The sequence below is a fragment of the Aquimarina sp. AU119 genome, from assembly GCF_900312735.1.
In the GTDB taxonomy this organism is placed as follows: Bacteria; Bacteroidota; Bacteroidia; order Flavobacteriales; family Flavobacteriaceae; genus Aquimarina; species Aquimarina algiphila.
Window position 1 is genome coordinate 70,018 of sequence record NZ_OMPF01000023.1, and the last position, 15,426, is coordinate 85,443.

General features: G+C 32.7%; 14 protein-coding genes. 6 read left to right on the forward strand and 8 right to left on the reverse strand.

Features of this window, described 5'->3' with window-relative positions; genetic code table 11:
• Nucleotides 1-203: 203 nt before the first annotated feature.
• Nucleotides 204-674 carry a CBS domain-containing protein gene (locus tag DK442_RS21265; protein ID WP_109437933.1) on the forward strand — a complete coding sequence of 157 codons (471 nt, stop codon included), beginning with the start codon at nt 204-206 and terminating at the stop codon, nt 672-674.
• An 8-nt stretch (nt 675-682) separates the two neighbouring features.
• On the opposite strand, the gene DK442_RS21270 is transcribed toward DK442_RS21265, so the two are convergent.
• The 8 genes from DK442_RS21270 to DK442_RS21305 all read right to left on the reverse strand — a co-directional run bounded on the left by DK442_RS21270 (nt 683) and on the right by DK442_RS21305 (nt 10,522).
• Nucleotides 683-1,252 carry a hypothetical protein gene (locus DK442_RS21270; RefSeq protein WP_143917356.1) on the reverse strand — a complete coding sequence of 190 codons (570 nt, stop codon included), beginning with the start codon at nt 1,250-1,252 and terminating at the stop codon, nt 683-685.
• Nucleotides 1,253-1,385: 133 nt separating this feature from the next.
• Entirely contained in the window at nt 1,386-1,736 is a 351-nt protein-coding gene (locus DK442_RS21275) for a DUF2116 family Zn-ribbon domain-containing protein (protein ID WP_109437935.1), read from the reverse strand.
• Nucleotides 1,737-1,797: 61 nt separating this feature from the next.
• Nucleotides 1,798-2,700 (reverse strand): histone deacetylase, encoded by a 903-nt coding sequence (locus tag DK442_RS21280; protein ID WP_109437936.1) that lies wholly within the window; start codon nt 2,698-2,700, stop codon nt 1,798-1,800.
• A 230-nt stretch (nt 2,701-2,930) separates the two neighbouring features.
• Complete coding sequence (locus DK442_RS21285; protein ID WP_109437937.1) at nt 2,931-3,485, reverse strand: hypothetical protein; 555 nt, start codon at nt 3,483-3,485, stop codon at nt 2,931-2,933.
• Nucleotides 3,486-3,649: 164 nt separating this feature from the next.
• Nucleotides 3,650-5,128 carry a hypothetical protein gene (locus tag DK442_RS21290; RefSeq protein WP_109437938.1) on the reverse strand — a complete coding sequence of 493 codons (1,479 nt, stop codon included), beginning with the start codon at nt 5,126-5,128 and terminating at the stop codon, nt 3,650-3,652.
• Between the two features lie 73 nt (nt 5,129-5,201).
• The gene (gene metG, locus DK442_RS21295) at nt 5,202-7,256 is read right to left on the reverse strand and encodes a methionine--tRNA ligase (protein ID WP_109437939.1); all 2,055 of its coding nucleotides are present in this window, start codon (nt 7,254-7,256) and stop codon (nt 5,202-5,204) included.
• 103 nt (nt 7,257-7,359) lie between these two features.
• Nucleotides 7,360-8,988, reverse strand: coding sequence for a DUF1501 domain-containing protein (locus DK442_RS21300; protein ID WP_109437940.1), 1,629 nt, complete (start codon nt 8,986-8,988; stop codon nt 7,360-7,362).
• A gap of 7 nt (nt 8,989-8,995) precedes the next feature.
• Entirely contained in the window at nt 8,996-10,522 is a 1,527-nt protein-coding gene (locus DK442_RS21305) for a DUF1800 family protein (protein ID WP_109437941.1), read from the reverse strand.
• 106 nt (nt 10,523-10,628) lie between these two features.
• Here DK442_RS21305 and DK442_RS21310 point away from each other — a divergent pair, with 106 nt between their 5' ends.
• From DK442_RS21310 to DK442_RS21330, 5 genes are all read left to right on the forward strand, one after another.
• A complete protein-coding gene (locus DK442_RS21310; protein WP_109437942.1) occupies nt 10,629-11,525 on the forward strand; it encodes an LD-carboxypeptidase in 897 nt (298 codons plus the stop codon).
• 2 nt (nt 11,526-11,527) lie between these two features.
• Nucleotides 11,528-11,887 carry a YraN family protein gene (locus DK442_RS21315; protein ID WP_109437943.1) on the forward strand — a complete coding sequence of 120 codons (360 nt, stop codon included), beginning with the start codon at nt 11,528-11,530 and terminating at the stop codon, nt 11,885-11,887.
• Between the two features lie 93 nt (nt 11,888-11,980).
• On the forward strand, nt 11,981-13,096 hold the full coding sequence (locus DK442_RS21320; protein WP_109437944.1) for an AraC family transcriptional regulator: 1,116 nt from the start codon (nt 11,981-11,983) through the stop codon (nt 13,094-13,096).
• An 84-nt stretch (nt 13,097-13,180) separates the two neighbouring features.
• Nucleotides 13,181-14,110 (forward strand): hypothetical protein, encoded by a 930-nt coding sequence (locus tag DK442_RS21325; RefSeq protein WP_160114283.1) that lies wholly within the window; start codon nt 13,181-13,183, stop codon nt 14,108-14,110.
• Between the two features lie 160 nt (nt 14,111-14,270).
• Nucleotides 14,271-15,389, forward strand: coding sequence for an AraC family transcriptional regulator (locus DK442_RS21330; RefSeq protein WP_109437946.1), 1,119 nt, complete (start codon nt 14,271-14,273; stop codon nt 15,387-15,389).
• Nucleotides 15,390-15,426: the final 37 nt, after the last annotated feature.

Here is a 15,426-nt window from a genome sequence, read left to right on the forward strand (position 1 = left end):
AAGGTAAGAAATAAGCCACAATTATTAAACTAATGCTAAATGAAATGAATATTAACTTTTAATGTATCAAGGGATTTAATAATTAGAATGAAATAATTATGAATGCATTAAAAATAGGGAGTTAAGAACGTAAAACTTAAAATAGTACTTGAATAAGTTATTGAGAATCACTATATTTAAGATTCACTAAATCACTAAATATTATGGGGATAATCAGTTTTCAAGGAGCCCGTTCCAAAACGAAGAAGCAAGATGAGAGTCCGATAAAAGTCTCGGATTATATGTCAAGAGATCTGATTACATTTAGTCCTAATCAGTCTGTAATGGAGGTCATCGAGACTTTGGTAAAGTATAAAATATCAGGAGGGCCTGTTGTAGATGACAGTAATCGATTGTTAGGTATAATTTCTGAAGGAGATTGTATAAAACAGCTTAATGAAAGTCGATACTACAATATGCCTATTGATGATGCAACAGTAGAAAAATTTATGGTTAAAGATGTCGAGACCATAGATGGAAATGTTAATATTTTTGACGCAGCAAATAAATTTATCGAAACAAAGAGAAGACGTTTCCCGATTCTTGAAGACGGTAAGCTAGTTGGCCAGATTAGTCAGAAAGATGTTATGAAAGCAGCACTAAAATTGAATAGTCAAAATTGGTGGGAGAAGTAGTGTAATCTTTACACTTTTGCTTTTGGGTCATCTGTAATTAATAGCTTGTTTGTTTTATTACCAGATATAAATAGATTTTGAGTAGAGTATTTGTCAAACATGTGGTCAGATACTTTCCAATTTGCTGTACCCAAAACAGAAATTTCTTCGCCTATTTCTATAATTCCTTCTTGAAAATGCATGGTTTTATTAAAACCAAAAAAACCAGTGCTATCTTTACCATGAGAAGCGAGATAGTTTTCTAAAAATTTTGGAGGATCATTCAATATACCCGATTCACGTTTAACATCTTTTACAAGATGGACCATTTTATAATTTGAAGAAGAATAAGCCTGAACGATAGCTTTTTCACCAGAAGATTCAATACTAAAATCAACGGCTTTTTCTTCATTAATAATAGTATGCCAGGATTTATTTTTTCCTCCACTTCTTTCTTCTACTTTGATTTGGTAATAAACACATTTTCTTTTACTTATAGGAGAAATTAATGGCGTGTCAATGCAATGGGCTTTTCCTATAATCTTAAGGTACTCGTTTTCTTTTGCTAATTGTATCTGCTTAGAAGGTATTTTTTTCATGCTTCTAAGTATTTTATTTCGTTTACTGAAATAGAATGTAACGGCTACTATTGCTATAACTATGAGGACAAATAAAATAATATAGAACATAGCGTCTTCTGATGTTCGTACAGTGTAAATAAGAGGATGCATATTAACTATTTCGTTTTACTAAAGCATAGAATTCATTTTCTAAAGGAAGATAGCCTTGATCATATACAAAATAATAGGTGTTACCAGTTTTGGTAACATAAATGCTTGTGAAGTGTTGAAAATCAAAACCCTTTGCAATAAGTTTTGTTTTGGTTGTTTTTGTTTTGTCTTTAGGGTTAAGTTCTCCCAGAATGCGATAATTTTTACGCAATAGATTATTAATATTACGTACTAGATTTTTACTATCCTTATTTAACTGGTTGTTATAAGCATTACGACAGTAATCGCTACAGAATTTTTTATCTGCACGACCTACGATTTTATCACCACAGACAGGACATTCTTTTTGCATAGAAAAGAAAATTGAGAATCGAATATACGATAAATATCCGTTTACAAATGACTAATATGTTTTAAAAGAAAATATCTTGAGCTAATCTAAAGGTATTAGCATGTGCTTCAATAATGATTTTAATGTCTGGAGAATATCCACCTCCCATAGAACACATTACGGGAATGCTAAGATCTTTGCAGGTTTGCAGTACAAATCGATCTCGTTCTGCACAGCCATCAATAGTACACCCCAGCTTTCCTAACTTATCTGTAGCTAATATATCTACACCAGAGAGATAATAGATGAAATCAGGTTGTTGATCTTTTATAAGTTTGGGTAACCTTTCTTTTAGAATCTTAAGATAGGCTTGATCATCGGTTTTATCAGGAAGGTCAATATCCAGGTCTGACTTTTCTTTTTTGAAAGGATAATTATTGGCTCCATGCATCGAAAAAGTAAACACAGAAGGGTTATTATCAAATATCTCTGCTGTTCCATTACCTTGATGTACATCGAGATCTACAATCAGTATTTTTTTTGCTAAACCTTGCTGTAGAAGATATTTCGATCCTATTGCTTGATCGTTGAGTAAACAGAATGCTTCTCCTCGATCAGTATATGCATGATGAGTACCGCCAGCTATATTCATAGCGACACCATGTTTGAGAGCATATTCTGAGGCTTTTATAGTGCCATCAGCAATGATTACTTCACGATTGACTAAGGCTTTAGATAGTGGAAAACCAGTTTTACGAACGGCTTTGGGTGATAAAGACAATGAAACAAGACTGTCATAATAAGCAGCAGTATGCACAGCCAAAATGTATTTGGGATTTGGGATTTCGGGTTTAAAAAAATTTTCCTTGCTACAGGTTCCTTCATGAAGCAATTGCTCTGGTAATAGCTCGTATTTAATCATCGGAAAACGATGCTTCTCTGGGAGAGGGTGTGTATAAATAGGATGGTAGGCTATTTTGAGCATAAAAAAACTGTTAATTGACCACAGCTTTTAAGTTAATATCTATGGTTTTTTTAAATTTAAAACTAGCTGCCAAATGTAACCCAAAAAAATCACAACCGAGATGGCACCAATATATCATAAGATGATAATGCCAGATTTTTAATGAACACTTATACAAAAGTGTAGATTATAAAGATATTGAATAGTGTTTGTATTGTGTTTTTAGAGAGAAAATCACAGAATATAACTCTTTATCTCTTTCGACGTATTCTACGTTTACTTTGAACTACATTATCGAACCAATAAACTTCTTCGGATAAATTGTCGGAATAGTTTTTTGAGGGTTTCGTGTGATCTCTAACATCAAAAAAGATATCAATTTTAACTGAAGTAGTAGATTTTGGAGTGTCCGAAAAATTAAAAATAGCTGTGCGCCATGTATTTGCTTTTCCTGAATAGATAAAATCCTTTTCAACACCTTTTTGAAATTTTAATGTAATCATTCCCTTTGGCCTTGGCGAAAAAAAGTCTATACTAAAAAATCGTCCTTCGTCAAAGCTAATTGTTTGACCAAATTTATTTACAATAGTAGAACCCCAATATTGACATTCTGCAAATTCGATCACTTTTATGGCATTTTTTGATGGATTGATTCCATCAGTAACAGGATTATCATCTATATATGCAACAAGTTTTGGTGTATTGGAAGTGATATTTTGCGTTAATATAGCTTCAAAATCTAAATTCAATTGTGCACTTGCAAGGTTAAGACTCAGCAGCGTGAATATTAAAATGTTTTTTCTCATGATTGACTTAATTTTGTTGGAAAATTACAAATCAGAGGAGGTATAATCTATACATATGATTAATTTTATATGATATATGTTTTTTACTGGGAGTAAGTGTGTTAATTTAATAGTTATACTATTGGATTATGTATTGTTTTAAGCATGGTTAATATTACATGGTTTTAATCTTCGAACTTTCTAAGAAAGTATTTATGTAATAAAGAATCATAATATCCATAAACATAATACCCATTAAATTTGAATACGGTTTCAGCTTTTTCGTTATATATATCTTCAGAAAAATCCTTGATTTTATCAAAAGCATTGGTTGGCACTTCACCTTCTAGATGAGACATTTGTTCATCAAATAGACAATGGATACGAGTAGATATTGTTGATGCATAGCTAGCATAAGCATAATATGTTGGGGTCGCAAAAGCATTCGCTACTCCAAAAGCAGCACCTCCAACAGCACCAAACCCAAATCCAACCATAGGAGCACCTCCTCCTCTTATTTCTTTTACTCCTCCTAAGGTAAGTTGTATTGTATCTTTTATATAGTGAGCAGAAACTCCGATTTTTCCCGATGCAATTTTTCTCAAAAACTTTTGTGTTTTTTCCATTTCTCTATACCCATTATACATTGCTCCTTCCTGTATAATAGGTGTGTTCTTAAATGTAATAGTATCTTTTCTCCCTAAAGCAATTTCTTTAATAATTTCATTGGATGTCAAGTCGGTAGCTTTAAACTTCATTTGACCTCTAATACCAATAATTTGATATAATCTGTTTCTTGATAGAAAAGAGTTCGATTTAATGAATGCTTTATTGGTTTTATTAATGTCTTGCAATACAGGTTTTTTTATATTGGATATTTTGTAATTAACAGTATCTAGATTAAGAGTTAATACTTGTGTATACTTATTTCCTACGTCTAGTGTCACTATAATAGAGTTGTCACGCCTATAAAGTTTAATAGGTTTTGAAGTTACTTCCAAGGAATTAGGAATGCCCTCCTCTATATATTCAGTATCAAATATTGCTTTGCTAATCCCTCCTTGAGATATTAGAAAGGATTTATATAGTGACGTTATTTTGTCATATTTATCAAAGAATTCTTCATTAGTGAGATCATATGTTAAAGTCTCTTTTTCCCCAATTGGTTTTATCTTGTTGATATTTAGTATTGAAGTCTTTTTAGGTATAGCTAGAATGAAAATTTGATTTTTATAAGTAAAAGCTTTTAGAAAACGTTCTTTTTCTGATAATATAGTAGTGGTAATAAGCTCAATTTTTGCTTTTTTGGTATTTATTTTAATAAGCTCCATTTTCTTTTTAGAATCATCTGACAGTAAAAACAGATATTTGTTTTCACCTGAATTTACTTTTTCTAAAATATTTTTAGCCTTTGACTTTGGTCTTTCAAATTTTTGTTGATCTATGATCTCAAAACCTGAATTGTACTTATTAAAATAAATATCTTTCCTGTCTGCAATGAATAGTGATAATTCGTTGCTTAACGAGTTAACAATCGGGATAGATTCTCTTCTTTCGCTTAGATTTGATTTTAAGCGCAGCTCATCTTTAGAAATTAATTCTTGTGAGAAAGAAAATAAGACAAAGGAAAAAATCGATATTAGGGTAAGAATATTTCTTTTCATAAAATAACATTATCTTCTTATGAATGTCATAAGAATCAGATTTGTTACCAATTTTGCAACTTTTTTTAAAAAACTAACTAACGATCGCGCCTGGATTTACGTTGTCTTCGTCCGGATTTAGAAATACGATTTTACCTTCAGGATTTTCTGTCATAAGGATCATGCCTTCGCTTTCTACACCACGTAGTTTTCTTGGGACGAGATTGACCAGTACGGTTACTTTTTTACCCACGATTTCTTCAGGAGTAAAATGCTCAGCAATTCCAGAAACTATCGTTCTTGTGTTAATTCCTGTATCCACTTTAAGGACCAGAAGTTTCTTTGCTTTAGGCATTTTTTCTGCTTCTACGATGGTTCCTACCCTAATATCTAATTTGGTGAAATCTTCGAAAGTAGCAGTTTCTTTCTGTGGCTCTATGGCTTTTTTTTCTGCAGCGTTTGCCTTTTTAGTAGCTTCTAATTTATCTAATTGGCGTTGTATTTCTGCATCTTCTATTTTTGAAAATAATAGTTCTCCTTTTCCAATTTGATGTCCTTCAGGGAGTAGTACATCTTTTGTTGCAATTTCTTCCCAGTTTAACCCAGAATGATCAAGAATCGATTTTAGTTTGCTACTTGTGAATGGTAGAAACGGTTCTGATAATGTGGCAAGTGCCGAAGCAATTTGTAGTGCTACATACATAACAGTTTTAGTACGTTCTTCATCAGTTTTAATGGTCTTCCATGGCTCTTCATCTGCTAGATATTTATTTCCTAACCGGGCTACATTTAATAATTCCTGACTAGCTTCTCTAAATCGATATCGTTCTATAGAACTCGAGATCACAGCGGGATAGGCTTTAAGCTCTGCTAGGGTTTGTTTATCAATTTCAGATAATGTGCTTGGCGCCGGTATGATACCATCATAATATTTATTGGTTAATACAACCACTCTATTAATAAAGTTACCAAATATGGCTACTAACTCATTATTATTACGCGCCTGAAAATCTTTCCAGGTAAAATCATTGTCTTTGGTTTCAGGAGCATTTGCTGTAAGCGCATATCTTAAAACATCCTGTTTATCAGGAAATTCCTCAAGATATTCGTGTAGCCATACCGCCCAGTTTTTTGAGGTAGATAATTTATTTCCTTCAAGATTTAAAAACTCATTGGCTGGGACATTTTCGGGTAATATGTAACTTCCTTCTGCTTTGAGCATACTCGGGAAAATAATACAGTGAAACACGATATTATCTTTTCCTATAAAATGAACTAATTTGGTATTTGAATCTTTCCAATAAGGTTCCCAGTCTTTTCCTTCTCTTTCTGCCCATTCTTTAGTAGAAGATATATATCCAATAGGAGCATCAAACCATACATATAACACTTTTCCTTCGGCTCCTTCTACCGGCACAGGAATACCCCAATCTAAATCACGAGTTACTGCTCGAGGACGAAGTCCGTCATCTACCCAGGATTTGATTTGCCCATACACATTAGTTTTCCAATCTTTTTTATGACCTTCTAAAACCCATTCTCTTAGAAAACTTTCGTATTGATCCAATGGCAAAAACCAATGCTTTGTTTGTTTGGTTATTGGTTCTGCTCCGGAGATAGTAGATTTTGGATTAATTAAATCTGTGGCATTAAGAGAACTACCACAGTTTTCACATTGATCTCCATATGCTTCTTCATTACCGCATTTTGGACATGTACCTGTTACAAATCGATCTGCAAGAAATTGATCAGCTTCAGGATCATAGAGCTGTTCTGAAGTTTCTTCTATAAACTTACCATCTTTATAGAGTTTTTTGAAGAATTCTGAAGCAGTTTCATGATGGATAGGAGCAGAGGTTCTCGAGTAATTATCAAATGAAATCCCGAACTCCTCAAAGGATTTTTTTATAATAGCGTGATATTTATCAATAATAACTTGAGGAGAAACTCCTTCTTTTTTAGCTCGCATTGGGATTGCAGCACCATGCTCATCACTACCACAGATAAAAGCAACATCTTTGCCTGTAATTCTTAAGTAACGTGAATAAATATCTGCAGGGACATAGACACCCGCAAGATGACCTATGTGAATTGGGCCATTGGTGTATGGTAAAGCTGCTGTAATCGTGTATCTTCCGTTTGTGCTCATAATGCTAAAAAAATAAGGCACAAAGGTAATAAAAACACTTGCAAAATATGACCACAGCAACGTCCAATTATTTTGGACACTTACTGTGGTCTTGTATGTTGATTTATGAGATTACAATCGACCTGCTAAAATTGCCGATATTGGTCTGAATTTGATATACATATGGTCCTGTACTTAATCTCGTACTTGCCGCTTGTTTTACGTCAATTACCAAATCATCTCCTTCCATAAGCATTTCATTACTCAATATGGCAACTTGTTGTCCAATTACATTGTATAGCGATACTTCGACATGCATTGTCATCGGACTTACAATATTAATATACGTTTGATTATCACTGTACGAAACAATATGGGTTAGATTTTCTCCATCATTTGGAATGTTAGAAGTGGTGCCAGAACAGTTAAATCCTAAATCTAAAGATTCAAAAGGACCACCATCGGTATCTAATAGTGCTCTTCCTACCATTCCTTCATCAATACATAGCCAATCTTTCATAACCGAGGCATACACTCTTCTAAAGTCCATGGTATTGGTTACATTTCCTCCTCGTGTCAAACTATTTAAGTCAGGATGATCCCCTACAAAACCATTTCCGTTAAGCGCAGTTCCAAAGAACATGGTTGGTGCCGCAGTACCATGATCTGTTCCCAGAGAACCATTTTCTCTAAATCGTCTACCAAATTCTGACATGGTCATAGTAAGTACTTTATCATCCCATCCGGCAGCGGTTAAATCTGCATAAAAATTATTTACAGATTCAGAGAATGAATTCAATAACTCCTGGTGTCTTAGCGGTTGATTATTATGAGTGTCAAACCCACCTAAAGTAATCAAGAATACTTTGGTACCTAGGTTTCCTTTAATTAATCTTGATATGATACTGAATTGTCGTCCTAAACTGTCATCCAGGTATCCGCCAAAATCAGAAGATCTATTGTAAGCAGCACTAATCACTTCGGCATAATTGAAGGTCGTATTTGTTGCTTCTCTTAGGAATCTTAATCTATCACCATAAGTACACTCATCAAGTCCTTCTAAATCGTAAAAAGTTTCATTTTCTATAATTTGAAGTAATCTATCCGGATTAGAAATCGCAAAAGAATAATCACTTTCAGGACCTTTAAAAATTAAATTTCCAATACTTCCTATCTGAATAGAAGGAGGACTTGGGGGTGGATTAAAAAAGTAATCAGGATAAATTTCGCCAAAATATCTACCCATAAACCCGGTACGATCATCTTCTCGTAGATTAGTGTTTGCATAAATATCTGATCCTTTAAAATGTGATAACGATGAATCTTCATATCCAACACCATGAACTACTTTCATTTTTCCGTCACCCCATACACTTTCAAGCTTATTCATGGGTTTTGGCATAGCAAAATCATCATCAAGAGTAATAAATTCACTGGGTGGTATTCGTATTAAAGGTCTTGCATTGGCATATACATCATAATCATAAACTGGGATTATGGTATTAAACCCATCATTACCTCCACTTAAACGTACAAAAACACAAATATTATCGTTTTGAGCTTGACTTAGCGCTATAGATAATGGAGAAGGTCTTGAAACCGAAAGCGGTGTATTAGCAAGCATCATCGATCCTCCACCTGCTAGCCCTAAGGCTTGTAGAAATGATCGTCGGTTCCATTTTTTATGATCGTCGGTATTACAGTTACCGTCTTTGTCTAATTTTATATTTTGATTGTGATTAGTTTCACACATGGCAATTTTATTTAAGTTGAAATTCAGGGATGTCTACAATGTAGTCTAAGAACGCAAGAAATTGTTCTGATACCTCGGGTCGGTCTAGTCTCCATATCGCAGGGTCAGTAGCTCCTACGTCATAATAACTGGGAGGAAAGGCTGGAACATCTCTAAAGACACCAGAAATTTCATTAAAAATAACAGGGTCAGCTATACCTCGAGGGAAGAAGTAATTTACTAATGCTCGAACTACAATGTCCACTTCTGAACCACTTAGCGTATTGACAAGATTTCCTTCAGATAATTCTCCTATGGGTAAACCTACAACAAAATCTCTAAATTGTTGCTGATCCTGAGCCCATGCTCTATTGACAATAAATCTTGCACTTTCCCAACGACCTATTAAAAGGTCAGGACTAATCCAATCTTCATCACCTTGCCAACCTTCTACATCTACAGGATTTAACACGTCCTGTCCCAAAATGCGAACAGTACCTCGTACATAATCATTAACGTCTGTATCAGATAATGTAAACCCTAATTCATTAAAAAAGCAAATCATCAAATCACAAGGACTTTTGATAATTGATCCTATTGCATTTTGATCAAAAAAGTGTTCACTTTTAAACAGCTGACTAAGTACCGGTGCAATTTGAAAACCATTGGTGATAAAAGTCTGAGCCATTTGATCAACTATAGCTTCATTACACGTAGGGCTCACAAAATATGCATATAATTTGGTGCAAATAAAAGTGGCTACCTGTGTTTCTCTCTGTGTAAATAAAATATTGATGACATCATCATATGTCCAGTTTCCGGTTTGCCCGAAAATAGTTTTAGATTCGTTACTAAATTGTGCTGGATTAAATAAAATATCACCCCATGGTATATCATTGGTATTTACATACCCGGTAAGTGCTTTTGACGTTTCCTGAATATCATCTTCAGTATATGCATTATCGACACCAAGAGTGAATAGCTCGTATAATTCTCGAGCATAATTCTCGTTAGGACGATCTCGTATATTTTCATCACCATTAAGATATACCAACATAGCATTGGTAATTCCTATATCTGATACAAAATCTCTAAAATTCCCCAATGAGTGCATCTGGAGAAGATTATAATATTGGTATTGATAAGCAGGACTTCTATAAACATCGTCTTCTGTAACAAAATGATTGCTCCAAAATAGCGTTAATCGATCTCTAACTTTGTTTTGTATCAAATCACCAACCATTTGGTTTTTCCATTGGCGGCGGTAGAATCCAACAGTGTTTTCTTCATTAGCGTTTTCGGCCGCTTCAAACTGGTCTCTATTCCAATTCCACCATAAAGGTTGAGCTGTAGGAATTAAAGCAAGAGCGTCACCAATTAATTGATCTATTAACGCAGAAGGAGTCTGCGTTAAGGCAGCCGTAACTTCGGCTTTTGATGCTCCAAAAGCAATCCTACGATACAAATGATGAATTTTGTTTACGTTCCAGGGATTAGCTGGAGAAGGGACATATTCGGCTAAAGAAGCTAGATTACATGTAGTATCTGACATCATAGACAACAGGTTTATTAATAGAATTTAGGGACAAAATTGTGTACAATATAATAGATTATAACGAAAGTCTTTGTTAATTAGTATCGTAAAATTGAAAATTTAAGAAATGTTTACCCCTGATTCTGTTAAAGTTGGAGATAAAATAGCTATTGTTTCTACGGCTAGAAAAATTAATATGAAAGAAGTGCGTGAAGCAATAGCACTGCTAAAAAGCTGGGAACTAGACCCTATACTGGGTTCAACAATAGGAATAGCAAACAACCAGTTTGCCGGGACAGATCAAGACAGAATAGAGGATTTTCAAAGAATGCTTGATGACAAAGAAATTAAAGCAATTTGGTGTGCACGAGGAGGTTATGGTACAGTAAGAATTATTGATCAGATAGATTTTTCTAATTTTTGCAAATCCCCAAAATGGATTATTGGATATTCTGATATTACAGTATTACATTCTCATATTCATACTTTGGGAATACGGTCATTACATGCTCCTATGCCAATTGATATTCATAAAGGGACCAAAACAGCGCAAATTTCTTTGAAGGATACTATTTTTGGAAAAAAAATAAAATATACTATCCCTTCTTCAAAAAAGAATATTGCTGGAGCCTGTACAGGTCAATTGATAGGAGGAAATTTATCTATTCTATATTCTTTATGCGGTTCAGCATCTTCCTTAGATACTTCGGGTAAAATTTTATGTATCGAGGATTTAGACGAATATTTATATCATATTGATCGAATGTTATATAACCTTAAACGAAACGGTTATTTTGATAATCTATCAGGATTAATTGTGGGAGGGATGACCAACATGCATGATAATAATATCCCATTTGGTAAAAAGGCAAAAAGGATCATTTTGGATATAGTTTCAGAATACGATTTCCCGGTTGCATTTAAATTTCCATTTGGGCATATTGAGGACAATAGAGCTCTGGTTTTTGGTGCAGAAGCCTCTCTTACAGTAAAACATGATGAAGTAGTATTAGAATATATATAATTATGGCAGAACATAATGCTCTAGGTAAAAAAGGAGAAGAATTAGCAGTTAACTTTCTTATCAATAAAGGATATAATATTTTGGAGAGAAATTATAGATATTTAAAATCCGAAGTAGATATCATTGCCAGAAATGAAGATATAGTAATAGCAGTAGAAGTAAAAACACGAAGTACACCAGAGTTTGGAAATCCACAAGACTTTGTAAAGCCTAAGCAAATGCAATCGTTGGTTAGGGTTATGGATCATTATATTACAGAACATGATTTGAATGTAGAAGTACGTTTTGATATCGTAGCGATTATAAAAAATAAACAAGGAACCAATATTGAGCATCTTGAGAGTGCATTTTATCATTTTTAGAAGAATAAAATCGTGCTAATGTATACCCTAGGTCGAGAATTATTTTTAATCAAATAATTTTACGTAAGTTTTAATTTCTTTTTAATACAAACTATGGATGTTATTGATTTTGTGGTCTTTTTGGGAATTAGTCAAGGAATATTTTTGGCAATAGTACTTCAGGTATTACAAAATAAAAACAGGTTAGCCAATAGAGTATTGTCAATGATTTTAATTATCGCTTCTATAATGCTGACAGGTCGATTTTTCTTCACTGTGGGGTTTCCCAATATATTCTTTTTTAGACTTGCTCTTTTTGTGGATATACTAGTTTTTATATTTGGACCCCTATTCTACCTTTATTATCGAAGATTGATATTTAATGAAAAAACAAAATATGTCTTAAAGTACACTTATTTTATTCCGGCATTAGGGATGGTAATATATCATTTATGGACATATCAGTATTCTTATGATGAATTTTTTTTGATGTTTCAGAACGGAAGCCTTACGGGACCTTTTTTAATTGTAGAAACCGTTGGAATCATTTTTAATTTTTATTTTGGTTATCGTTGTTTTCAATTATTGAAAATGTATCAAAGAGAAGAAAAAAATAACGTATCATATTCTCAACATTTAGCCACATATCTCAAAACAATTTTAGTTATAAGCGCTTTGTTTTTATTGCTTTGGATTGCAAGTTATATATTGGCATATTTTTTTAATATTTATTCATCTTTCTTAAGTTATAATGCAATATGGATAGTAGTTTCTGTTTTTATTTATGTAATAGGTTTTTATAGTCTCAAACAACCTGATATTTTTAGAATGCCACTATTGCGAAAGGAACAAGCTAAAAATAGAGAAAGATTAGAAGGGCAGATCTTACAAGAATTAAAAGCAGGATTAGAAAAACTTATGATTGAAGAGAAAATATATCTGGATCATAAACTAACCCTAGTTGATCTGGCTAAAAATTTAGAAACCTCTACTAATAATGTTTCATGGCTTCTTAATAATATTCATAAAACAACTTTTTATGAGTATATTAATACGTATAGAGTGGGAGCATTTGTAGAAAAGATTAAGAGTGGCGAGCATCATCAACATACACTACTGGCATTATCAATGGATTCTGGTTTTAATTCTAAATCTACTTTTAATAAGGCATTCAAAATGATAGTTAAAGATACCCCAAGTAGCTATGTGAAAAAAATAGATTCTTTATAGATGTAAAAGGGTTTAGATGTACCCAAGTGGTCGATTTTTTTGTTTTTTGAAAATACTTTTATTGAAACTTTAAAAAACAAAGAAATGAGAACACTTTTAAAAAAGGTCGCGTATGTAACAACTTCGTTAGCTCTCTTATTTAGTATTTTGCTATTACATCTATCTTGTAGTGGAGATGGGATTAATCCTGATCCCGAAGTAAAAACATTAATTAGTGATTTTGCAGGGAATGGTGCAGTATCTGTTGATAGAATTGGAAATGTATATGTTTCAGAATACGGACGGTTTGTAGATACAGGAGGTAGTGGTACTCGAATTTTTAAACTATCTCCAAAAGGAAAAATTTTGGATACAATACTTGGCCTGTCAGGACCTATGGGAACTGCAAAAGATTCTAAAGATAATTTGTATGTTAATAATGCTAATAATACAGTAAATGGTCAAGTGTTACAGATAAAACCTAATGGAGATCGTGAAATTATTGCAACTATAGATGGATGGCCTAGTAGCATGACTATAGATTCTTATGACAATTTGTATATTTCTAATTATACGGCTCCTACGGTTCATAAAATTTCTTCTAGCGGCGAAATGACAGTATATGCAAACGATCCAAGATTATTAGGAGGTGTGGGGATTGATTTGGATAGTAAAGGAAATGTAATTGTTGCTAATTTTTATACGGCAGATATTTACTCTATTGATAAAAAAGGTGAGATTTCTTTGATTGCTAATATACCAGATATTGTAATTCAGAATTTTGGTATTGGTTATATTACTGTAATAAATGATACTATTTATGCTACAGGAATTGCTGTAAATTATATTTATAAAGTTTCAATGAATGGTGAAATAGAAATTCTGGCAGGTACTGGTGAAGTTGGACAAGTCGACGGCCCTTTGTTAGACGCATCTTTTCATAATCCAAATGGCATAGCTGCTAACAAATACACTAAAACATTATATATCTCAGAATATACAGGAAGTGGAGGTGTGCGTAAAATAAAACTGTAACCAAATTAAGTCTTTTTGATAATTTGTTTGGTAATTTAATGTAATAGCTGCTAAAAAAGAAAAATACATAATTTACATTTCTGGAAGTGTGATTTGATCCATTCGGTCGAAAAATATAAGATAATATGATAGCTTTGTAGTAAATCATAATCATTTTTTGATGCCAACTTTTGAATTCATTGACCTTATACTTTTTTTTGGAATAAGCCAGGGTGTTTTTTTAGCAGCTACTATTCAGATTATAAAGAATAAGAACAAGGCTGCAAACAGAATACTGTCGATAATGTTGATGCTTGCAGTTTTTATGCTATTAGGCAGAATGATTTTTTTTAAATTTTTGACGGCTAGATTATTTCAATGGGCTATTCTTATTGATTCGGTAATTTTTATTTTTGGACCATTATGTTATATGTATTTTAGACGATTGATATTTTCTAAAAACGATACATTTAAGCTTTCATGGCTTCATTATGGCCCCATTACTCTTCATCTTTTATTCTCACTGTATATTTTTTCTTTTCAAGTCGATGATTTTTCAGATAAGTTATTGTCTGGATATTTTAGCATATCTTTTTTACTTATCGAAGGCGCAGGGATTGTTTCTAATGTATACTATTGGATTCTTAATATGAAGATTTTAAAATCATATATTCATAAAGAGAAAAACCATGTTTCCTATACTCAAAGTCTGGTGTCATTTTTAAAGTTTTTTCAAATCATAATCTTTATCGTTATTACGGTTTGGATGATTAGCTTTACTTCTATGCAATTTTTTAGTTATTCTATAAAATTCATTAATTATAATTCAGTTTGGGGTACGATTTCTGTATTCATATTTGTAATTGGATATTATAGCCTTAAAGAACCGGAGTTGTTTAGAATACCTTTTCAAAAAGAAAAGACAAAATCACAACAACGGTTACCACAAGATCAGATTATTTCTATAGGAAAAGAGCTAAATTACCTCATCCAAAAAGAAAAGATATTTTTAAAACCGAATTTAACGCTTCGCGATCTTTCCATACAATTAAATACTTCTACTCATAATATTTCGTGGTACCTTAATCATGTATCAAAAAGTAATTTTTATGACTACATCAATCATTTTAGAATAAAAGAATTTTTATCAAAAATTGATAATGATGAACACCTTCATCATACCATACTTGCCATTGCTATGGAGGTAGGCTTCAATTCAAAATCTACTTTTAATAAGGCCTTTAAATTCGAGGTTAATGATACACCAAGAAATTATATTAAAGGATTAAAAGTGGCTTAAAATAGGTGCGAATACATCCAAACCGTCGATTTTTAGA